This is a genomic window from Psychrobacter sp. ANT_WB68, assembly GCF_008369115.1.
Taxonomy (GTDB): Bacteria; Pseudomonadota; Gammaproteobacteria; order Pseudomonadales; family Moraxellaceae; genus Psychrobacter.
Map to the genome: position 1 here is coordinate 162,224 of NZ_VOAZ01000002.1, position 23,364 is coordinate 185,587.

Annotated in this window: 16 protein-coding genes; 9 read left to right on the forward strand and 7 right to left on the reverse strand. The window is 42.7% G+C overall.

Going from position 1 to position 23,364, the window contains the following annotated elements; genetic code table 11:
• Positions 1-256 precede the first annotated feature (256 nt).
• The 5 genes from bamA to FQ084_RS05935 all read left to right on the forward strand — a co-directional run bounded on the left by bamA (position 257) and on the right by FQ084_RS05935 (position 7,157).
• The gene (gene bamA, locus FQ084_RS05915; RefSeq protein WP_149489723.1) at positions 257-2,680 is read left to right on the forward strand and encodes an outer membrane protein assembly factor BamA; all 2,424 of its coding nucleotides are present in this window, start codon (positions 257-259) and stop codon (positions 2,678-2,680) included.
• Positions 2,681-2,836: 156 nt separating this feature from the next.
• Complete coding sequence (gene lpxD / locus FQ084_RS05920) at positions 2,837-3,853, forward strand: UDP-3-O-(3-hydroxymyristoyl)glucosamine N-acyltransferase (RefSeq protein ID WP_149489724.1); 1,017 nt, start codon at positions 2,837-2,839, stop codon at positions 3,851-3,853.
• A gap of 113 nt (positions 3,854-3,966) precedes the next feature.
• Entirely contained in the window at positions 3,967-4,476 is a 510-nt protein-coding gene (gene fabZ / locus FQ084_RS05925) for a 3-hydroxyacyl-ACP dehydratase FabZ (protein ID WP_149489725.1), read from the forward strand.
• 218 nt (positions 4,477-4,694) lie between these two features.
• Positions 4,695-5,474 carry an acyl-ACP--UDP-N-acetylglucosamine O-acyltransferase gene (gene lpxA / locus FQ084_RS05930; RefSeq protein WP_149489726.1) on the forward strand — a complete coding sequence of 260 codons (780 nt, stop codon included), beginning with the start codon at positions 4,695-4,697 and terminating at the stop codon, positions 5,472-5,474.
• Positions 5,475-5,804: 330 nt separating this feature from the next.
• Entirely contained in the window at positions 5,805-7,157 is a 1,353-nt protein-coding gene (locus FQ084_RS05935) for a sodium-dependent transporter (RefSeq protein ID WP_149489727.1), read from the forward strand.
• Between the two features lie 108 nt (positions 7,158-7,265).
• Here FQ084_RS05935 and tgt read toward each other — a convergent pair whose 3' ends face one another.
• Complete coding sequence (gene tgt, locus FQ084_RS05940) at positions 7,266-8,417, reverse strand: tRNA guanosine(34) transglycosylase Tgt (RefSeq protein ID WP_149489728.1); 1,152 nt, start codon at positions 8,415-8,417, stop codon at positions 7,266-7,268.
• A gap of 266 nt (positions 8,418-8,683) precedes the next feature.
• On the opposite strand from tgt, the gene FQ084_RS05945 reads away from it, so the two are divergent.
• Positions 8,684-9,379, forward strand: coding sequence for an SOUL family heme-binding protein (locus tag FQ084_RS05945; RefSeq protein WP_149489729.1), 696 nt, complete (start codon positions 8,684-8,686; stop codon positions 9,377-9,379).
• Positions 9,380-9,536: 157 nt separating this feature from the next.
• Here the strand turns inward: FQ084_RS05945 and asd are convergent, their stop codons facing one another.
• Entirely contained in the window at positions 9,537-10,670 is a 1,134-nt protein-coding gene (gene asd / locus FQ084_RS05950) for an aspartate-semialdehyde dehydrogenase (RefSeq protein ID WP_149489730.1), read from the reverse strand.
• Positions 10,671-11,282: 612 nt separating this feature from the next.
• On the opposite strand from asd, the gene FQ084_RS05955 reads away from it, so the two are divergent.
• Positions 11,283-12,401: an endonuclease/exonuclease/phosphatase family protein gene (locus FQ084_RS05955; RefSeq protein ID WP_188032910.1), complete on the forward strand. Its 1,119-nt coding sequence runs from the start codon at positions 11,283-11,285 to the stop codon at positions 12,399-12,401.
• Positions 12,402-12,981: 580 nt separating this feature from the next.
• Here the strand turns inward: FQ084_RS05955 and FQ084_RS05960 are convergent.
• Together FQ084_RS05960 and lptD are read right to left on the reverse strand one after the other, a co-directional pair.
• Positions 12,982-14,391, reverse strand: coding sequence for a peptidylprolyl isomerase (locus FQ084_RS05960; protein ID WP_149489731.1), 1,410 nt, complete (start codon positions 14,389-14,391; stop codon positions 12,982-12,984).
• Between the two features lie 191 nt (positions 14,392-14,582).
• The gene (gene lptD, locus FQ084_RS05965; RefSeq protein WP_149489732.1) at positions 14,583-17,669 is read right to left on the reverse strand and encodes an LPS-assembly protein LptD; all 3,087 of its coding nucleotides are present in this window, start codon (positions 17,667-17,669) and stop codon (positions 14,583-14,585) included.
• Between the two features lie 410 nt (positions 17,670-18,079).
• Here lptD and FQ084_RS05970 point away from each other — a divergent pair, with 410 nt between their 5' ends.
• Positions 18,080-19,195 carry an aminoglycoside phosphotransferase family protein gene (locus tag FQ084_RS05970; protein WP_149489733.1) on the forward strand — a complete coding sequence of 372 codons (1,116 nt, stop codon included), beginning with the start codon at positions 18,080-18,082 and terminating at the stop codon, positions 19,193-19,195.
• Positions 19,196-19,294: 99 nt separating this feature from the next.
• Positions 19,295-20,023 carry an N-acetylmuramate alpha-1-phosphate uridylyltransferase MurU gene (murU, locus tag FQ084_RS05975; protein ID WP_149489734.1) on the forward strand — a complete coding sequence of 243 codons (729 nt, stop codon included), beginning with the start codon at positions 19,295-19,297 and terminating at the stop codon, positions 20,021-20,023.
• A gap of 132 nt (positions 20,024-20,155) precedes the next feature.
• Here murU and FQ084_RS13455 read toward each other — a convergent pair whose 3' ends face one another.
• The 3 genes from FQ084_RS13455 to FQ084_RS05985 all read right to left on the reverse strand — a co-directional run bounded on the left by FQ084_RS13455 (position 20,156) and on the right by FQ084_RS05985 (position 22,898).
• Positions 20,156-20,272, reverse strand: a complete 117-nt coding sequence (locus tag FQ084_RS13455) for a DUF2474 domain-containing protein (RefSeq protein WP_372829867.1) — start codon at positions 20,270-20,272, stop codon at positions 20,156-20,158.
• Between the two features lie 104 nt (positions 20,273-20,376).
• Positions 20,377-21,393: a cytochrome d ubiquinol oxidase subunit II gene (gene cydB, locus FQ084_RS05980; RefSeq protein WP_149489735.1), complete on the reverse strand. Its 1,017-nt coding sequence runs from the start codon at positions 21,391-21,393 to the stop codon at positions 20,377-20,379.
• Entirely contained in the window at positions 21,393-22,898 is a 1,506-nt protein-coding gene (locus FQ084_RS05985) for a cytochrome ubiquinol oxidase subunit I (RefSeq protein ID WP_149489736.1), read from the reverse strand. Before FQ084_RS05985 ends, cydB begins: the two co-directional genes overlap by 1 nt.
• Between the last annotated feature and the right edge of the window lie 466 nt (positions 22,899-23,364).

Here is a 23,364-nt window from a genome sequence, read left to right on the forward strand (position 1 = left end):
TGGCGCAGTTTAGCAACTAAAGCACTATGGATTAATGGTTGTGCGCTTCTCAAGGCCTTTTTGTTAGGGCGATACGGTGTTGATTTCATAGTATCCCTACTATACTAATTTTATTTTTTAGTTTATTTTATGATGCGTTTTATATAAAGTGTCCTGAGTCTCCCACGCTGAAGTTTACGACTTTATGCGAAATGGGCTAGACAACACGTGCTTTTTACCTTAACTTAAGCAAGTTTTTTATTGACGGATAGTGTTTATGCGTACGCCTTTATTTATGAGCGCGGCTGGGTTGCCGTTAGTTGTAGCGATGATGAGTATGCCCGTTCAGGCTGCAGAGTTTGTGGTCACTGACATCGGTTTCAATGGTCTACAACGCCTAACTCCTGATAGTCTCTATCCAGTTTTACCTATTACAGTGGGTGACACGGTTAATGATAGTAGTTTGGCTGCCAGTATTAAGGCGCTATATGCGACTGAAAACTTCGCCGACATTCAAAGTCGTGTTGAAGGTGGCAAGCTGCGCTTTGATGTTGTCGAGCGTCCTATCATCGCTGAAGTAAACTTTGAAGGCAATAAACTCATCCCAAAAGAAGGGCTTGAGCAAGGACTTGGCAATGCTGGCTTGTCTGTCGGTGATGTACTTAAACAAGCTACGCTACAGGGCGTCGCCAATGAGCTGCAGCAGCAATATATCAGTCAAGGTTATTACAACAGTAATATTGAAGTCGATCAAACGCTGCTTGATGGCAATCGTGTAAAACTTGACGTGCGCTTTATCGAAGGTAAGCCTGCTAAAGTGGTCGATATCAATGTCATAGGCAATAAACACTTTAGTGATGAAGAGATTAAAGACGTCTTTGCGGTAAAAGAATCGTCATGGACACGCCTGTTGTCTAAATCTGATCGCTATGCCAAAGAAAAACTGGCGGCCAGTTTAGAGAATCTAAAAGCCCTTTACCAAAATGATGGTTATGTGCGCTTTTCGGTAGACAATGCCGTGCTTAATATTAGCGAAGATAAAAGCAGTGTGTTTATCGAAGTCAGCTTAAGTGAAGGCGAGCAATATCAGTTTGGTGAAGTTAACTTCTTAGGTAAGCCAACCTTTGATACCAATGAGCTAAAAAAGCTGGTCAGTTTTGCGCCTAATGAAAAATACTCACAAGCCAAGCTTGACGATACAACGGCCGCACTTAAGAGTCGTTATGGTAATGAAGGCTATTATTTAGCGCAAGTCAGACCGGTTCCTCGTATTAATGATGAGACCAAAGTAGTCGACGTCGATTACTATATTGACCCTGCGCGTCCTATCTATGTTCGTCGTATCAACTTTACCGGTAACATAAAGACCCAAGATGAAGTACTGCGCCGTGAGATGCGTCAGTTAGAGGGCGCTCTTGCCTCTAGTGAAAAAATTCAGCTGTCACGTACGCGCCTGATGCGTACCGGTTTCTTTAAAGGCGTCAATGTTGATGTGAAGCCAGTACCTAATCAACCAGATCAAGTTGATGTGAATTACATGGTTGAAGAGCAGCCTTCTGGTAGCTCAACGATTGCTGCGGGTTATTCACAAAGTGGTGGTGTGACTTTCCAGTTGGATTTGACCCAAAACAACTTTATGGGCACGGGTAACCGCGTTAAAGCCGCACTCTCACGTTCAGAGACGCGTGACTCTTACAGCTTGGGCTATACCGACCCATACTTCACTGAAAATGGCGTTTCACAAGGTATTAGCGCTTATTATCGTGAAACTAAATATGATGACAGAAACGTTAGTAACTATGTCACCGATTCTTACGGTGCAACATTAAACTACAGTTATCCTGTCGATGAAACAAAACGCGTTAGCGCGGGTCTAAACGTTGATAATACCTCAGTAAGGGGTGGTCGTTTCCTTGGTGTATCAAACGTACAGCAAATTATTGACGATGGTGGTACTTTCGAAGATTTTAAAGATAATGAAGGTAAACCTACTGGGCGTACCGGTTTTAAAAACGACTACCAAACTTACAACCTACTGTTCGGTTGGGATTACAGTACCCTAGATCGCCCAGTATTTCCAAATAAAGGTATGAGCCATACGGTTGATGCTACTATTGGTTTGGGTGATGCCAGCTATCAAAAGCTCGTTTATCGCGGTAACATTTATTATCCTATTTATAAAGATTGGGTGGCTCGCGGGTATACTAAGCTTGGTTATGGTAATGACTTACCATTTTATGAAAACTTCTATGCTGGTGGTTATGGCTCTGTACGTGGTTATGAAGCCTCAACACTTGGCCCAAAATCACAAACCTATTTTGATGCTATCGATGACACAGTACGTTACAAGGACGAAGAGATTGGCGGTAATGCCTTAGTTAGCTTCGGTACAGAACTGATTTTGCCGATGCCATTTAAAGGCGATTGGGCAGACCAAGTGCGTCCAGTATTGTTTGCTGAAGGCGGTCAAGTATTTGATACGACAAACAAAGAAGACCGTACTTTCATCAATCCTAATACGGGTGTCGATACTGGAGTACCTTTATTGACGCAAGATAATAATATGCGTTTTAGTGCGGGTGCAGGGGTGACTTGGTATACTCCAATCGGTCCAATTTCTCTGAGTTATGCGATTCCTATCGGTGACAAAGAAGGCGATGAAACTGAAAAAGTACAGTTCCAAATTGGTAACACCTTTTAATTTTATAAAGCCATGTAACGATAAGTCATGTAACAATATTTAATTGCTTTGGTTTATGCAGATAAGTAAATTAACAGACAATTAGATGCTAGCGGGTCGCCAAGATGATATCTCAACTTGGCGACCATCTTATTCATACCAATACTAATACTAACTATGATAACGATTGAGCAACTCATCACTCGGATTGAGCAGCGTCAGCCTGTTCTTAATAAGGCTGAACTTAGCACTGAGCAATTATGTCTAAATTTAGACGGTATTGGTAATTTAACGACGGCCAATCCGCAACAATTAAGCTTTTTAGCCAATCCTCATTATATTCCCAGTCTCGCTAGCAGTCAGGCAGGGGCTGTGCTCGTCACTGCAGAACATCGCAATGAAGTCGTAAAAAGCGCTGTGGCATTAGTCGTTAGCACACCTTATTTGGCTTATGCCAGCGCCAGCCAACTCTTTGCTCATCAATCCTTGGTAAGCGGTATTCATCCGAGTGCTGTGATAGCTGAAAGCGCAGTGATTGGCAATGAGGTGACTATCGGTCCTTTTTGTGTCATTGGTGAACAGGTGCAAATTGGTGACCGTAGTATGCTTGATGCCCATGTGGTCATCGAGGAAAATACCAGTATTGGCACGGATTGTGTGTTCAAGTCACAAGTGGTGATTGGGCATGATTCTGTACTTGGCAATTATGTTAGATTGCACGCTGGAGTCAGTGTAGGGGCGGAAGGTTTTGGTTTTGCACCCACAAGCAACCCTAGTGTTACTGGTTGGGAGCGTATTGCTCAGCTAGGGCGTGTGGTGATTGGTGACTATGTGCGAATTGGTAGCCAAACCTGTATCGATCGTGGGGCTATTGACGATACAGTGATTGGCGATCATGTTATTATTGATAACCTTGTACAAGTTGCCCATAACGTCCATATCGGTGATGGTACTGCCATCGCGGCACAAACTGGCATCGCAGGTAGTACCACTATTGGCAAGCGCTGTATCATAGGTGGCGCTGTTGGCATTACCGGTCATATTGAAATCGCCGATGATGTGACGTTATCTGGCATGACCATGGTAACCAAATCCATTACAAAGGCGGGTTCGTATTCTTCTGGAACGGCCGCCATGCCGACTGCCAATTGGCGCCGTGCGGCGGTGCGTTTTCGCCAGCTTGGACGTGACTAATACTTTTAAAATGAACATTTAGTTAATGCAACAGTACATTATTTATAGAGTTTAAAATCACAGCAACGCTTAAAAATAAAGCGAAGCTTAGCATATAGCAAGGAAGCGCCATTATGAGCACGACTGATATTGATAGACCTAGTGATGAAGACATCAAAAGCTTGGCTGAACAAGGCTTAACCTTACCATTAACATACCATACACTTAAACATTACCTGCCGCATCGTTATCCGTTTTTGCTAGTAGATAAGGTGGTATCTTGCACACCTGGTGAATGTATTACTGGTATCAAAAATGTGACCATTAACGAAGAGTTCTTTAATGGCCATTTTCCTGATGAGCCAATTATGCCAGGCGTCTTGATGATTGAGTGTATGGCGCAGGTATCTGGTGTGCTTGGTTTTATTAGCGCGGGTTTGACGGCAGAAGACGGTTATCTTTATCTGTTTGCAGGGGTAGATAAAGTGCGCTTTAAACGTCGCGTTATCCCTGGTGATCAGCTGATTATCCGTTCTAAAATTGTGATGCAAAAGCAGGGTATTTATAAGTTTGACTGTACCGTGCATGTTGAAGATGAACTTGCTGTTAGTGCGCAGATTATGATTGCCCGTCAGGAACAATAAAATATTCTTTATGAGTGTTGCGCGGCGAGTCGGTAAGGTTGTTTAGACCTTACCGCCAATCGTGAATATTAAAGTCATATTGGTATTTTAGACAGAGTTATATTATCAAAACTGTTGTACTTTTAGACAGAGCCAGCTTTAGGCATAATTCATGCCACTAAGCTGTCTGTATTTGTTTTACTAATTTATTTGCATTCGATGATACAAAGGCCTCTATTATGAGTCAGATCCATCCAACAGCACTCATCTCACCATCCGCTAAGATTGATGAAACTGCAACCATTGGTCCTTATTGTATTATCGGTGATGAGGTTACGATTGGTGCACATACGGTTCTACATCGGCATGTGGTCGTGGCAAGATTGACGCGTATCGGTGAGTACAATCAGTTTTATCAGTTTGCTAGCATCGGTGAAGATCCACAGGATTTAAAGTACGACGGTGAGCGCACTTGGCTTGAGATTGGCAATCATAACACCATTCGTGAGGCATGTAGCTTACACCGCGGTACTGAACAAGATGGTGGCTTGACTAAAATTGGCAATCACAATCTTTTGATGGTCAATACCCATATTGCTCATGATTGCTTAATCGGCGACCATAATGTATTGGCTAATAACGTTGGTATTGCAGGGCATGTGACCATTGGCAATCATACGATTATTGGTGGTAACTCAGGTATACATCAGTTTTGTACCGTTGACGATTACAGCTTAGTCGGAGGCGCAAGTCTGATTTTAAAGGACGTGGCTGCTTTTACTATGGTGTCCGGTAATCCTGCGAAAGCGCATGGTTTGAATGTTGAGGGTATGCGCCGTAAAGACTGGTCTAAAGAGACCATTGATGTACTGCGTCAAGCGTATCGTACTGTCTATCGCTCAGGCTTAACGACGCCTCAAGCGCTAGAGATATTGAAGGAGGAGCTGTTACCACAAGAGCCAAAAATTGCTCTGCTAATAGACTCCCTACAAAAAAGCCGTCGCGGCGTTGTGCGCTAAATATTATTTTACTAAATATATGAGCAGTATATAAAAATAATGTTACAGCCTAAGTGTTAAATATAAATCTTAAAACAGTAAATGCTTGTAAGTAGCGATAAATATAAAAAGCCATAACTATTAGTTATGGCTTTTTATATTTATCGCTACTTGACTTTTTTGGTCGCTTAGCAGAAACTGAGCGTTTACGATATTGTAAACAATTCTTTCGTAATGTTGCTAGACGTGTCACATTGAGACGTTGATTAGATGGCCCACTAAGATAAGGGGTGGTTTATGATAATCAAGGAAGATTATAAGTAGCATTAATTGAAGCACGAGGAAGGCAAAATGGCTATTAATAAACAAGAACATGCTCAGTGGAGCTCAAGTTTTGGCTTCGTACTGGCAGCAGTAGGCTCGGCAGTTGGTTTGGGAAATATTTGGAAGTTCCCTTATATGGTAGGTGAGAGCGGGGGTTCAGCTTTCGTTATCGCTTATCTATTTTGTATTGCTTTGGTTGGTTTTCCAGTCTTGGTTGCTGAGTGGCTTATCGGTCGCCGTGGTCAAAAGAATCCTATTAATACGTTCAAAGATGTTGCGGCAAGTGAAGGCAAGTCAAGCAGCTGGGGCATTGTTGGCGCAACCGGTATCTTAGGTGGTTTCTTAATACTTTCTTTTTATAGTGTTATCGGTGGTTGGGCGCTGAACTATATTACTAAAGTTGGCACGGGCAGTTTTGCTGGTCAAAATAGTGACTCTGTTGCGGCAACCTTTGATGCGATGCTAGCGTCGGCTGGTACGTTGACGATTTGGCACACGGTATTCATGGTCATCACCGCGCTTATTGTCGGCATCGGTGTAACACGCGGTATTGAAAACGCTGCTAAAATCATGATGCCATTGTTGGGTGTGATTTTATTTGTCATCGTTGGTTACAACGTGATCAATGGTGGTTTTGGTGAAGCGGTTAGCTATTTATTTGCGCCTGATTTGAGCAAATTGACCGTTGATGTGATGCTAGCTGCATTGGGTCATGCATTCTTTACGTTATCTATTGGTATGGGCATCATGGTCGCTTACGGCTCGTACCTAGGTCGTGAAGTAAACTTGTTAAAAACAGCTCGTACCGTGGTTATCTTAGATACGGTAATTGCTTTAGCAGCTGGTTTAGCGATTTTCCCAATCATCTTTAATAACGGTCTTGATCCTGCATCAGGTCCTGGTCTGATCTTTGTAAGCTTACCAATCGCGTTTGGTAGCATGGCGGGCGGCGCTATTATCGGTACGTTATTCTTCTTATTGATTACCTTTGCTGCTGTGACGTCATCGATATCACTACTAGAGCCAAGTGTTGAGTTTCTAGAAGAGCGTACGCCAATGAACCGTACAATGTCTACTATTGCAGCAAGCTCTATTATTTGGTTGTTGGGCGTTGCAGCGCTATTGTCGTTCAACCTATGGAGCGACTTTACTATCATGGGTAACGGTATATTTGATGCGCTAGATAAAGTTACCAGTAAGTTCTTATTGCCGTTGACCGGTCTTGCAGGCATTGTCTTCTTTGCTTGGAAAATGGATCAAAGTAGCATTCAGCAAGAGCTTAATTTATCAAATGGCACTTTGCAGATTTGGCAAATCGTCACTAAATTTGTGGCACCAATCGCGATTATCGTGGTATTTGTGGCGGCATTGGTAGGCTAATTATTGATAGTTAGTTTATTAAAATTTGGCGAATAAAAAAGGCTTAAGATGAATCTTAAGCCTTTTTTTTATCTATTATATTTGCCTTCAAAGAATGACGGCTATTAACTAACGCAAATTCAGCTCTGGCACCGTTTGACCACGTTTACTATAAAATTCATTCACAAATTCATCAAACGTATCTTGTTCAATCGCGTCTCTGATATCCTGCATCAAACGTTGATAGTAACGTAAGTTATGAATGGTCGCCAACTGCGCACCCAGCATCTCTTTGCATTTATTAAGATGAGATAGGTAAGCACGACTAAAGTTTTTACAAGTATAGCAATCACATTCAGGGTCTAATGGACCTTCATCAGTACGATATTGGCTATTGCGTATACGTACCACGCCCGCATTTTCAGCGTCGCCTGCGACAAAGTAATGACCATTACGCGCGTTGCGAGTTGGCATGACGCAATCGAACATATCGACGCCGCGGCGAACGCCCTCAACGAGATCCTCAGGCTTACCCACACCCATCAAATAGCGTGGCTTATCGGCTGGCATATCATCTGCGATATAGTCTAAAACCTCTATCATCTCTTCTTTTGGCTCACCAACCGACAAACCGCCGATGGCATAACCATCAAAGCCAATTTCAAGCAGACCTTCGAGAGATTGCTTACGCAAATCGGCATACATACTGCCTTGGATGATGCCAAATAACGCATTGGTACTACCAAGTTTTTTGTGCTCATCGACGCAGCGCTGTCCCCAACGTAATGATAGCTCTAAAGACTTCTTAGCTTCATCATGGGTAGCAGGATAGGGCGTACACTCATCGAATTGCATGACGATGTCTGAGTTCAAGCTATACTGAATCTGCATCGATTTTTCTGGCGATAAAAATACTTTCGCACCATCGATAGGCGATTTAAAAGTTACGCCTTCTTCTGTGATTTTACGCATCGCACCCAGACTGAATACTTGGAATCCGCCTGAATCGGTGAGGATTGGTTTATCCCAATGCATAAATTTATGCAAGCCACCGAATTTATCAATGATATCCGTACCCGGACGCAGCCATAAATGAAAGGTATTGCCTAAGATGATGTCCGCGCCAATCGCTTCGATATCACGAGGCAGCATACCTTTAACGGTACCATAAGTACCTACTGGCATAAAAGCAGGCGTTTGCACATCGCCATGATTGAGATGAACCGTACCTCGACGTGCACGCGTGACGCCGCTGACCGTTTTGTGTAAGACAAATTGCATAAGATAACCGCTATATGAGCTATGAAAATGGCGCCAATTATAGCATTGTTAGGCATTTTTTTGGACACTGATATTTATAGCACAGCCCATTCAAATAAACAGCAGTGACAGCTATTAAATAGCCTACGTAAAATAATTCTATGCTTGAAAACTTATTTTTTTTGATACCACGGTATAACCAAAAGACACAGACATCTTAGCCAAATCGTTGCTAAAGTAGAAAGGTGACTACTGCAAAAATACTTTTTGCACGGCGGAGAGATAATATGAGCAAAGCAAAGGACTTATTATCGAGTAGTTTCTTATTAAGTGGCGTGTTATTAACCAGTACCTTATTGCTATCAGGAGCAGCTATGGCGACCGAAGAGCCGAAATATACCGTATTGTCGCAAACTAAAGACTTTGAGTTGCGTCGTTATGAAGCACAATTGGTGGCGCAGACTTGGGTGTCTGGTGACCAAAATGCGGCTAGTCGTGCAGGGTTTAAGATACTAGCGGACTATATCTTTGGTAATAATATGGCGCCCAGTGGGGAGAGTAGCAAGATTAGTATGACAGCGCCTGTAGCCATGCAATTTGAAGCACAGCAAACTGAAAATAAAAATAGGGGTAATGAGTCGCAAAAAATCGCTATGACAGCACCAGTTAGCATGCAAGAGAAAAATGGTAAATGGCGCGTGCAATTTACCATGCCAAGCCAATACAGCATGCAGACGCTACCCAAACCAAATAATTCAAATATCAAGATTGTTGAAGTGCCAGCGCAGACTTATGGCGTTATTAAGTTTTCAGGGGTGGCTGGTACTGAAAAAGTCGCTGCTAAAACCATAGAGTTACAATCTTGGATGCAGGCGCAAAAATTAACCATAATAGGCAGCCCTGAACTGGCACGTTATAATCCACCTTGGACACTGCCGTTTATGCGCCGTAATGAAGTGATGATTGCCTATCAGCCCAAATAACGCCAACACCAAGAGATATGATTGGCTGTACCCAACTCGCTTAGATTACTAGGTAATTGCCCTGCTTTTCCTTGCTACTCAAATTTTTAGAAATGGTATACCCATAAAAAAAGACAGTAATCACTGTCTTTTTTTATTTAAAATCAAACCAGTTAATTTAGCTATTTTGCTCGCGGATGATATTGAGCATGCGGCGTAATGGTTCGGCTGCACCCCATAGCAACTGGTCACCAACGGTAAATGCGCCTAGATATTCAGGTCCCATATTCAGCTTACGCAGGCGACCCAAAGCAACGGTTAAGGTACCGGTTACTGCCACTGGCGTCAGACGGTTCATAGTAGCTTCTTTATCGTCTTCTACCACGTCCAACCATTCATTACCACTATTCTTCAATGCCGCTTCGATTTCTTCTAGCGGAATGTCTTTTTTGAGCTTAATCGTTAAGCCTTGTGCATGACAGCGCATGGCGCCAACGCGGACACACATGCCATCGATAGCAATCTTATCCACTTCAGAGTTACCAAGAATTTTATTGGTTTCAACGCCGCCTTTCCATTCTTCACGAGACTGCTTATTCTCTAATTGAGAGTCAATGTAAGGAATCAAGCTACCGGCTAATGGCACGCCAAAATACTGTTTAGGGAAATCGTTTGAGCGCTGAGTTTGAGCGATTTTCTTATCAATTTCAAGAATGGCGCTGGCAGGATTGGCAAGCTCATCTTTAACGGCATCATGTAGCACACCCATGCCTTCGATTAACTCGCGCATGTTGTTGGCACCAGAACCACTGGCTGCTTGATAAGTCATGGCGCTGACCCATTCGACCCAACCTTTATTGAACAGCTCACCAATCGCCATGAGCATGAGTGACACCGTACAGTTGCCACCGATAAAGTCTTTTTTACCCTCAGCAAGTGCGCTATCAATAACATTGCGGTTAACCGGGTCTAGAATGATAATGCTGTCATCTTCCATGCGCAAGGTGCTTGCTGCATCAATCCAGTAGCCAGTCCAACCACTATCACGCAATGGCTGATGTACCTTTGAAGTATAGTCACCACCTTGACAGGTGATAATCACATCACAAGCGGCAAGAGCGTCAATATCATGAGCATCTTTTAGTTGGCTAGTCTTAATACCATCAAAGCTTGGTGCGTCGCCACCTGCATTGCTGGTTGAAAAAAACACTGGTGTGATACTGTCGAAGTCTTTTTCTTCACGCATACGTTGTATCAATACAGACCCGACCATACCGCGCCAGCCTACCAAGCCTACTGTTAAATTACTCATGAAACTTAATCCTTTTTACAATAAATTGTTGCATCGCCAACCAATAACAATGCCGTGAATGGCCTCAAAAAGCAAGGTTTTTTAGAGGGTTTTCCGTGTTTTATAAACACTGTGTATTATGTTCACTATCATGTGGGGTAATATTTATGAATATAATTCCGCTATGACGGGTTATTTATTATGAAGCAGACTGTTTATGAAACTTATTATTTATGAAAGTGGTGGTTTATTCGTGGCAGTTTATCAAGGGTGTCGACTCACCTTAAACGTAAATCAAGCTTATTGAAATGGATTTATAAAGATATATTGGTCACTTTCTGAATAAATTCGAGTTACCAGCAAGAGGAACGTTTATTAATATTTTGCAATCGTTTAAAGATATCAAGATTGTAATTTTTTATAGTTGCTAGCGCTTAATTAATTTTCAACAGTAGGCGTTGGTGTCATGAAATGCTAGAGTAAGCAGCTATTGCTCAACGCGATATCAAAGTTTTGGATATGTGTAGTTTAGATAGCAACCATATTCGAATCATTCACTGTCAATTAGTACAAATAGTCAATGAATACAATCATTGGCTTAACTATTCATTTAAGAAACGGTCGATACACATTATGGATTTCTCCCTATTATATTATGGCGCACAGTGGTTAGCGGGGCTAATCGTATTTGTCACCATTTGGGGCTGGCTGCCACTTGATCACTGGTGGGTGCGCGGTGTTGAGTTCCCACGTATCCAAATCATGATACTTGGCATTGCGGCTTGGCTTGGTATGTTGATATTTTGGTCAGACTGGCAGCTTGGACAGTGGCTGTTATTTATAGTTTTGAGCATCAGTTTAGCATTTCAACTTAGAATGGTCTTGCCCTACACCAAACTGTGGAAAAAAGAAGTAAAAAATGCCAAAAACAAGCCAAAGGGGCAGGCTCATCAACTCAAGATTATGGTCTCAAATGTATTGACGCCTAATGATGAGACTCAAAAACTGGTGGACTTGGTAAAAGAAAAACAGCCTGATATCTTAATTACCCTAGAAACAGATGAGAAATGGGAGAAAGCTCTCAATCAAATTGAAGCAGATTATCCTTATACGGTAAAAGTTCCATTAGACAATCTGTATGGGATGCACCTGTATTCCAAGCTTGAGCTGATAGATCCTGAAGTTAAGTACTTAATTATTGATGACATACCTTCTATTCATACGCAGATGCGCTTACAGGGCGGCCAAGTTGTTTGGCTGTACTGCTTACACCCGATGCCACCAAGTCCAACGGAAGCCGATAAATCTACGACTCGCGATGCCGAATTGCTGATGGTTGGAAAGCATATTAAAGAGAATCAGCAAACAGCTATATTGGCGGGTGATCTAAATGATGTTGCTTGGTCAAAAACCACTCGTCGCTTTCAGCGTATATCAGGCTTGCTAGATCCGCGTATCGGGCGGCATTTTATTAACACCTTTCATGTTAAGTACCCATTTTTACGCTGGGCATTAGACCATATTTTCCATAGTGCTTGCTTTACCGTAGTCGATATCAAGCGTATGCCTTCTATTGGCTCCGATCACTTTCCGGTGATGACGACATTGCAATATGAGCCAGAACAGGCAAGTAAACAAGAAAGCAACGCGCCTACTGAGCAACCAGCAGACATCAAAGAGGCAAAAAATACAATCGAAGCGGGCAAAAAAGAGGGCTGCAAAGTATCAAAAGAACACGCAGAAGTAGAATAGAAAAGCGATTGTTAGATAGATGGTTTAGGTGTTTTTATAAAGTGCTTGTAACACGCGATTGAGACGTAAGCAAATGCTTACGCTAAATAAGGTCATTAGCCTCTAGTCGTCTCTCATTAATTGGCCTAGAATACAATCATCAACACAAGGATACGCAAGGATGCAGTGTTGAGACAGTATCAATAAAAGCACAGGTCAGCCCGCTGTCTTATAGAGTACTGTTAATGACTTAGGATGAGTCAGCATGGAAGAGATAATAACAACAATATGAAACGCCATAGCCCCGAACCCATCGCCCTAGGTTCGGGGCTTTTCTTTGTTTATAATTCTTATTGCTATTTAAAAATCATTTGCAACAGCCAATGAAAGCGTGAGCAATGAAGTATGGTAAAAAGTAAATATATAATAGTTCTAAAGATTTTTGATAGGCTAGTGTTTTTATTAAAAACATAGAGTAAAGCTTATTTCATGGAATCTTATGTTTTTAATTAATCGTTCAGATAAAAAAAGAGCACATGCATCGGCACATACCCTTTTTTTATAAAATATTTTAGCGAATAAATAGTTACCTAAGTAACAACTAGCCAAGTATCTGAATATAAGCGCCTGCACGTAGTTCTTGTAGCCAGTCTTCCTTGGCTTGGGGGGCAAGACGCTGATATAGGGCTTGACGTGCCATATTACGACGATACTCATCGCTGACATCTTGTTCACGCTTACCTTCGACTTTCAAGATATGCCAACCAAACTGAGTTTTGAATGGCGCGGAATAGTCACCGACAGCGGTATTCTTCATCATCACTTCAAATGGTCCGACCATTTCTTCTTGACCAACCCAATCCAAATCACCACCACGTCCTGCTGAGCCGGGATCGTCTGAATAAGTCGATGCTAAGCTAGAAAAATCAGCACCATTACGTAGTTGATCATAGAGATCATTGATTTTTTGTTCAGCAAGGGCATCCGTTTGCAACTCATCAACTTTGACTAAGATATGACGCGTATGCCATTGCGGCACTAGCATGGTATCACTAGATTTTTTATCAGCCAGTTTAATGATATCAATCCCTTCAGGGGTTATTAGTGGGGCACTTACTGCGCCGACTTCAAGTTTGGTGATTTCGGTTGCAAGTTCGGTCGGTAAGGCTGCCGCTTTATGGAAGCCCATATCGCCACCTTGCAACTGAATAGGATAGCTGCCTTGACTTGCTGCGATAGCTTCTGTTACATCAACATTTGGTGCTTGTAATCGTGTACGCAGACGCTGCGCGACTTTTAACGCCTCATCACGCTGGGCTTCTGACAATCGGCTGTAGTCATCCATATAGGGAATACGAACGTGGACGGTTTGATATTCGCTTTGGCTTAAGCGCTTGGCTTCAGGGGATGCCAAAAATGCATCGATATCTTGTTCGCTAATGCGCACGCGACTAGATATTTGACGTTGTTGCAAGGCTTGAATAGCCGCATCTTCGATTAATTGCGCGCGTAGGGTGGCGTAGCTACCCGGTTTTGCAGCATCTAAACGTTGTTGCAAAGCAGCAATGCTATTAAGGCCTTCCGCTTGTGCAATTTGAGCCAAGCGTTGATTAATGGCTGCTTCATCAGCATTTAAACCGACGCGTTTGACCATTGATAGCTGTAATTCACGCAAGATAAGGGCGTTTAATACTTCAGACTGTAGCTGTGCTGAATTGGCAATCGGTTCACCCGCTGCTTGAGCACGCGCTTGAGTCTGCGCCATAGCAGCGATTAAATCACTTTTTAAGATAGCATTTTCATTGACCAATGCAATGATGCCGTCTGTACTATTGGCAGGCGTCAAACGGGTCACGCTGTTTTGCTCAGCTGCGACATTTGCTTGAGTGGTTTGTGCTTTTGCAGGCTTAACGGTTGCTGCTTGCGCGCTCACGCTCAGGGCAATAGCGCCAGTCACGCTCATGGAAAGCAATACCGCTCGGCTAGTTTGACGTAAAGAAAAAAATCTCATGATGCTCCTCATCAATGTCATTGCATCGGATGGTAATCGGTTAAGCCTATTGACGATACTCTTGATACTCAAGTAGCGGCTAAGGTTGTCTATAATATACAAACAATGTTTTAGAATGTTATATCACAAATGATAGTCTATAAATAACGCCATCAATCATACGTTAATCTAAACGTATAGACGACGTTTTATTAATCCTTCCATGCGTTTTGAACGGGCTCAAATCCTAGGACTTTGTCAGAAAGTAAGCGCGTTAAACGACTGCTACCGCTACCAAGACCGTTGAGTCTGATTTCTGCCATAATCGCTTGCGTGGGTTTGTCTTTGATATTTAAGTCATTATAGTAACGACGACCGTAAACTGCAAAACCAAAACAGCAATCCTCATAATCGACACCAACTAATGAATCAAGCATCTTATCACGATTATAATCATACTGACCTTGCGCCAATACGCGCCAGTTATTATTAATAGGGAACACCGCTGATGCGGTAAATGCTGACAATGGTAATTGGTCAGTGTTTTCATCACGCATACGCTTCACAAAACCGACGTTAAATAAGCTGTTATCAGACGGCTGATAACGTAGCTCGGTAGTGATGTAGTTTAAATCATAATCATTGGTAAGGGCGCCACTCATATCGACCCAGACGTTGTTATAGGGCTGAGTACTGGTATCCCATACCAATCCTGACGAAGATGACGTCAGTACGGGTTTTTCATCGTCAAGGGTCACGCGTCCGTCGTCGAGATAAAACTGCTCTGCAATGCTACCATCAAAACGTGTCACACCCGTTGCATCGATGTAACGATAATTAATACCCGGTGTAAAGGCATGCAAATCTTGCAGACGGTCGTGCCCTAGGAACCAGCTGTCCGAAAAAAGCTGCTCATAGTTGATAGAGGCAATACGAGTATTAAAGTTAGGAATCTGGTTTTGATCTTGATAAGGCGAGTAAGTGTACTTTAAGCGTGGACTCAATAAGCGATAACCGCCCAAAGTATCGTCAAATGCACCAAAAGGTGAGCCTGCTTGATAAAAATGTAAGCCTGCGTCAATACTGGCTTGTGGTACAAATACCGATTGGCTACCATCGTCTTTGTTCAGATCATTATCCGCTAAACTGTCTTCGTCATAAGACGTATACAGATGCTGTAAGCTGAGCTTGGGCTTGATATAGCCCCAAGATTTTTCCATTGGGTAAACGGCGCTGAGTTTGTTATAAATCCGCGTACCACTTTTTTCGCTTTCAGAACCGTCATCGATGGACTTTTTAAAATAAGCGGTGTCACTTACACCCGTGATATCAAAGCTCTTGGCCCATGGTAAACGATAATCAAGTTTGAGCTGTGGTAGGCGCGAGTAAGGCTTATCTTTATCTTGTAAGGGCTGCCCATTATTGGTAATGGCATCTAGCGTCTGGAAAGTTTCAACTTTTAGCTCACCATTGACATAGTCATTATAATAATTCACTCGAGCACGGCGAGGTAGGTTTAAGGTGTTGTCTGATAAACCTAAGGTATCAAAGTCGTTCAGATAATCGGCATCGGATACATAGCTATATTTTGCATCGCCACTTAAGCGAGGAATGCTTTTAGATGACCAATAATGATCATAAAATAAGCTGCTGCGATCTTCACCGTCATACTTTTTATCATTAGGCAGATATGAGCCGTTAAAAATACCTTCGCCATACTCTTCAGTCAAATAGCGAAACTCACCTGAGAGCATCGGGTTACGGTTGGTATAGACATGGGTATTAAGGGTTGCATCATAGTTGGGTGCTAAATTAAAGTAATAAGGTACATCAACTTCAAGACCGCTTTCGCTACTGATGCTAGCGCTGGGCAGTAAAAATCCGCTACTGCGTCGACTGTCTATAGGAAAGTTAAAATAGGGCAAATAGAATACCGGCACATCGGCAATACGGAAAGTCGTATTATAAGCTTCGCCGCGACCCGTTTCGGTATCTAAGTCGATACTTTTGGCATCAAACTGCCATTTACGATTGGTGGGCGGGCAGGTGCTGAACATGACTTCATCAAGCTCATATTGTGTCTCATTGGGGCGATTTAAGCGCTTAGCATAACCGTGTGCTTGTAGCTCTACGCTAGCAAAAGCCACGTCGTTGGCGGTTGATTGCCCCGTTTCTGTATTATAGTTTAAGCTGTCCGCGACACCGATGAGGCCACCTTTTGAGGCTTTATCAGTGAGGCTGGTTTTATTCTCTTGAACATTGCTAGCTTGTGATGAAATACCAGATGGGTTGCCATTCGTAGTGGCTTGATCGGTAAACATCACTTTACCTTGCGCGGCTGCCACGCCGGTGGCCAAGTCTAATACAATTTTGTCTGCTTCGATATGTTGGGTACCTTGGTCCACAATGACGTTACCAGATAGTTCGGCATAATCGACATTATCATAGTAACCATAATCCGACTCTGCGAATAGCGGCGCTTGGTTATTAGGAATGCCAGTTAGGTTAGGTGCTGGTTGACCGTTGCTCGCACCTGTCTCATTGACAGCTCGTTGATAATTGGGGTTTTTCTTTGGGTAGACCCATTGACCTTCACAGCGTTGGGCGCTATCGACGCTATTTGGCAGGAGCTTTAAGTCATTACCTACTGCTGGAATGGTTTGCATGGTAAATGTATTTTGAACATCGCCTTGGCTAGTATTTACTACATTATTATTAATACTGCTATTTAACTTTGAAGGCTCAGTATCAGGCGTTAATTCGTAAAATTCTGCCAAGCGCCTGAGACTTTCTTGAATACTTTCATCACTGTCATTAACTTGGCGGTCGTTGGCTTTAGTCTCAACTGTGCTGCTATTATTTACTGGCGCAGCGGTGTCATTTTTACTATTACCATTTGCACTATTAATGTCACTACTGTCATTAATTTCCGTAATATCTACAGTGCTATTATCTAGAGTGTCACCATTAGTCAAAACAGGATTATTCACCGCTGTATTATTAACTTCAGCTGCTATATTTGCTGTTTGCTCATTGGTTTTGTCAAATCGGGTATTTTTAGAGCCGGTATTTTGCTTATCATCGCTTGGATAACTGATGTCTTGACTGAGGTTGCTATTAATGTTGTTATTGGCGTCAGTAGCGACCTTCGAGGTATAGGCGCTCGCACTGTCGACGGCTAACGGCTCAGTCATCTGCGCATCAGTATTATTAATAGCCGCATTGACGGTCAAGCTGGATAAGCCTAAGGCGCCAAATAGAATCAAACGGATGCTTTGGTAAAGCGGAGAATATAACAAGGGCACACCTATGTATGATTGTAGAGCCTATTGGATTGCGATCATTAGATTACTTTGGGTATTTTAGCGATATTTAGCAGCTAATAAACCAGTAATTCACACGATAATCTCGAAAATCAGAACGTTTTACATATAATGATGACTAATCATAGTCAAAAAAAACCAAATCAGCTACACTATTTACCAAAATTTATAATATAGCTTAATATAACTGGGCGAGCTTTGTTAATAGAGCGCTCGGATAGTGGTTTATACAGATACAGACTGACTCTATGCTTAGTCATAAAGATGGCTTGATGTAATGATTTGCTTAAAGCCGCTACTAGCGTGAGTCAAGTGCTTCCTATTTTAACAACTATTTGCCTCACTTATCACTAATTTAGTCGTTTACGACTGATATTTAACCTGCGATGCTTTTTATGACCGATAAAACCATGTTAGAACCTAATGTATCCGCCAATGATACTCGCCAGCAACAGTTAGAGTGCTGGTTGCAAGAAGTATTTGCCAATCAACCATTCGTTCTTGATAGTCTGCCCGGCGATGCCAGCGCACGCCAATATCATCGTATCCAGCTATTAGACAATGATGGTGTAGAAAGCGCGCGCTATATTGTCATGGATTCGGCTGATGAACAAGATGCGTTGCAGCAGTTTATTAATGTGGCGAAGTTGATGGCGCCGGCAATCAATGTACCGACACTGGTCGCTCAAGATATAGCAAAAGGGTTTTTGGTATTACAAGATTTTGGGGCAGTAGAGTTTGCTCATCTACTGGTTGGTGCGCCGCCTGTCCAGATTAACGATTATTATCAATTGGCGATGCGTACCTTGGTGGCACTACAAACGGTACCAGTGGCAACTGCAAAAGCTGACTACCAATTACCAGATTATGACACGGCATTATTGACCCGTGAAATGAATCTATTTAGCGAGTGGTTTATCCCTTATATTGGCGTGGAACTTGAACAGACGCTATGGGAAAATCTCAAATCTGCCTTAATAGCTGAGATTTTGTCACAGCCGCAGGTCATTGTGCATCGTGATTATCACAGTCGCAATCTCATGCAAGACCAAGCAGATCATACGCGCTTAGGCGTCATTGATTTTCAAGATGCGGTAGTAGGTTCGTATACATATGATTTGGTATCGTTGGTAAGAGATGCCTATGTAGAATGGCCAGAGAGCCAAGTAACGAGCTGGGTTCAGGATTGTTGGCAATTACAAAAACAGGCAGGGCTTAAAACTGCTGATAATGCGGCCCAGTTTGAAAATGATGTGAATGTCATGGGCGTACAACGGCATCTAAAAGTGCTGGGTATTTTTATCCGCTTATTCGAACGTGATGGAAAAAGTCGCTATTTAGCCGATATTCCAAAAGTCATGCGTGACCTGATTTTTGAGCTAGAATGGCTTGCAGAATACGGCAATCCCGATATGAAGCAGGCAGTCAGCCCTTTTAATGAATGGTTGCGAGAGGTTATCTTGCCTGCTTATCAAAATAAATTTGTGCAACAATACATCTAGATAGCATTAATAAAGTAAAAGCGATTGCAGTATTTATTGCTTTTGCTTAGTCAAAAAATTAAAAATAGGCAGCAATACAGCCAACGATAAGGAGCGTGTATGTCGGTAATAACGCAAGCGATGATTTTGGCTGCTGGCAAGGGTACACGCCTGCGTCCGCTAACACTTGAGACGCCAAAGCCTTTGGTTGAAGTGGGCGGGCAGCCACTGATTGTTTGGCATATCAAAGCGTTACAAGCCGCTGGTATCACTGACATCACTATCAATGCGTCATGGCTTGCGGACAAGCTGATGCAGACATTGGGCGATGGTGCCCAATATGGGGTCAAGCTGCATTGGTCGATAGAAGAAGATGAGCCGCTTGAAACGGCAGGTGGGATTTTTAATGCCTTACAAACCGGCAAGTTGCAAGATGCGCCCTTTATCTTAGTCAACTCTGATGTTTGGACGACCTATGATTTTGCTCATTTGCAGGACTATACGCTGGGTGCGGACCAACTTGCACACTTATTGTTGATTGATAATCCTGAGCATAATAATGGTGGTGATTTCGCGATTAGCAATGGGCTTGCGAGTGCGCAGCCCATTGCTGACGCAGACAAACATACTTTTGCGGGTATCAGTGTGCTATCCCCTAGACTGGTCGATGGACTCGTATCAGGACAGCCAGCACCACTTGCGCCATTGTTGAAACAGGCAATGCTAAAATTCCAAATTACTGCTGAAGTCATTAAAGACAATTGGATAGATGTTGGTACTCCCGAGCGCCTAACGCAAGTCAATGACTATATAGAAAGTCACGGCGTCGATAACCATCGCGGCGCATGATTTTTATGAAAGGACTGTATTGTTAACCATTATTCCTAACCGCTCCCCTTAAAACAAAAAATCAGCGCTAATGACTCAATCATCAGCGCTGATTTTTTTATGAATATAGAACGATAGGTAAAAGGGTAAGTTTTAAACGCCCATTGCCAGTTTAATTAACTGTGCAATCGTAAAAATAACCAAAAACCCTGCCACATATAAGCCAATAAACCATGCCCATTGTGACTGTTTTTTACTGAGCTTTTTCATCACTGTCTCCCGTCAATCTCCTAATAATGTATCCATCAGCTTGGTGAGCTAAGCACCGCTATTATCAATCATGCTGAATAGATAATAGCCAATGCTATCCTGACTTAATACATGTGTTCATGATCGGTTTTGCCCTTAAAGGTATAATAAGCAAAAGCGGTATAACTCAAAATGATTGGCAGCATAATACCGGCACCGATGAGCATAAAGGATAGCGAGGTATCGGCAGCCGCCGCTTCATAAATGGTCATCTGATACGGTACGATATATGGGAATATAGCAAAACAAACCCCGATATAGCCCATCAAAAATAGTGCGACAGTTAATAAGAATGGACGATATTCACGTTCGCCGGTCAAATCTTTACGCATCAAGAAAAATAACAGCACAACGATAATTGGCATCGGTGCAAGATACAGCAGACCTGGGAAACTAAACCATCCTTCAAGTGCCTCTATATCAGAGAAGTACATAAATACCGTTACCGCAATCATCGCTACAACTAAAGCAGAAAGCAGCCAGCCTGAGACTTTGCGTGCCCATACTTGTAAGCTATGTTCGGTTTTGATAATCAGCCACGTAGAACCCAATAAAGCATAACCAATTAGCAGGGCAAATCCACACATGATGGAGAACGGTGAGAACCAATCAAAAGGACCACCGGTATATAGACGATTACTTGCCTCTAAACCTTGCACCAACGCCCCAAGCATAATACCTTGGGTAAAAGTCGCTACGACAGAGCCGATAAAGAAAAAACTATCCCAGACATATCGATGTGAAGTGGCTTTAAAGCGGAACTCAAATGCCACACCGCGCATAATCAAACCAAATAACATAAAGATGACGGGCAAATAAAGACCGGTCATAATGATGCCGTAAGCGACAGGGAAGGCGGCAAATAAACCACCACCACCGAGCACCAGCCAAGTCTCATTACCGTCCCAAAAAGGGGCGATAGAGTTCATCATGCGGCTACGGTTTTTATCGGAGCCAGCAAACGGAAACAGAATGCCGCAGCCCAAATCAAAGCCATCAAGCAAAACATAAATAAAGACAGACAGAGCAATTAAGCCGCCCCAAATTAAGGGCAAATCTAATACATCACCATAGTTAAACATTAGCGTAACCCTCCATCGTCGACGTCGTCAGCAGGTTTATCCAAATCTTGTTCATGCCCTTTGGTTTTATCTGCGGCATGCTTATCACCGCTCAAGGTGCGACCTTGCGCTTCAGTGACAGAGTGATCATAAAACTGATCTTCGGACGGATCTTCGTAAGGTTTCGGACCTTGTGCAATGAGACGTAGAATATAAAAACTGCCTGCCCCAAATACAAAGGCATATAGGACGATAAAGCCAATTAAGGTTGTCGCAACTTGCTGCGCTGCAACTGGTGACATACTTTCAGCAGTACGAATGACCCCATATACCGTCCATGGCTGGCGACCGGTTTCAGTCACAAACCAACCGGCAAGTAGGGCAATGAAACCAAGAGGCGTCATCATCATCCAAGCACGGTGGAACCATTTGCTTTCAGGATTGAACTGTTGTTTTTTGAAGTACTTATAGAGACTAAACAGTCCTACAAATACCATCAAGGTACCAATAGCAACCATTACTCGGAATGACCAAAACACGATAGGGACATATGGACGGTCTTCTGGTGCCCAGTTTTTAAGACCTTTAACTTCGCCATCTAACGAATGTGTCAAGATTAGGCCTGACACATAAGGAATTTTAATTTCGTAGTGGTTCTTTTCCGCTTCTTGATCTGGAATACCAAATAACACGAGTGGTGCACCGCGCTCATTCTCCCAGAGACCTTCCATTGCTGCGACTTTTGCCGGTTGATGCTCAAGGGTATTAAGACCATGCATATCACCGATCAATACCTGCGCTGGTGCCACAAATATCGCCATAATCATTGCCATACCTAGCATGACACGACCGTGCTGGCGATGTTCAGTATGTTTTTTGGATTGTAAATAATAAGCACCAATACCGCCAATAACAAAGGCAGTGGTCAAGAATGCCGCCGTCATCATATGCGCATAGCGATAAGGAAAGGAGGGGTTAAAGATAATCTCAAGCCAATTAGTCGGATATAGCAGCCCATCCGCACCCATCATAAAGCCTTGCGGGGTTTGCATGAAGCTGTTAGCCGCCAAAATCCAAAACCCCGATATCATCGTACCGATGGCAACGATGGCGGTTGAGACAAAATGCATGCGTTTACTCACGCGTCCCCAACCAAACAGCATAATACCGAGGAATGAGGCTTCTAAGAAGAAAGCGGTGAGAACTTCATAAGCGAGCAGGGGGCCGATGACGTTACCGGCTTTATCAGAAAATACCGCCCAGTTTGTTCCGAACTGGTAGGACATTACCACGCCCGAGACCACACCCATACCGAACACCACGGCAAATATTTTTACCCAATGTTTATAAACTTCGGCATAGATAGGTTCACCAGTTTTGAGCCAACGAAACTCAAGTACGGTTAACCAGCTGGCAAGGCCGATAGAGAAAGCTGGAAAAACAATATGCCAAGATATAACGAAGGCGAATTGAATACGCGCAAGCATCAACGCATCCAGTTGATCAATCATAAATGTAGCGAACATAAACGGTTACCCTTATCTATTAGCTGAATAGCGCTGGCTTCCATGATACGCTCAAGTAACTGTCCGTAACCGTCCATCAATCAGGGCGTCAATTATTACGGGCAATGGCTAAGTGTTATTTAGCGGTAAATGTTGGTAAGACAAAACCTTTGGCTAAAATAGCCTCACTAGTTGCTATGCTTTAGTAACTATTAGGCAGTAATGCCTGCTATATCTTAATAGCTACTATTTAGCTAAAGTAAATAATTCATATCCTTATAAATTATTAGGTATTCATCAAATGACAGTCTTGCTGATAGTGCATGTTTAAGTATTATGCGCCTGCCTATTCGTACGCGCAAGTTGCACAAGCGTGTTATCACACACCTATCGGTCATAAACTATTTACAATGTTAGCGAAACTAGTTTTAAATAACAGTCATTGTTTAAATATTGTTATCAATAGATACAAAATAGTCATATAAAA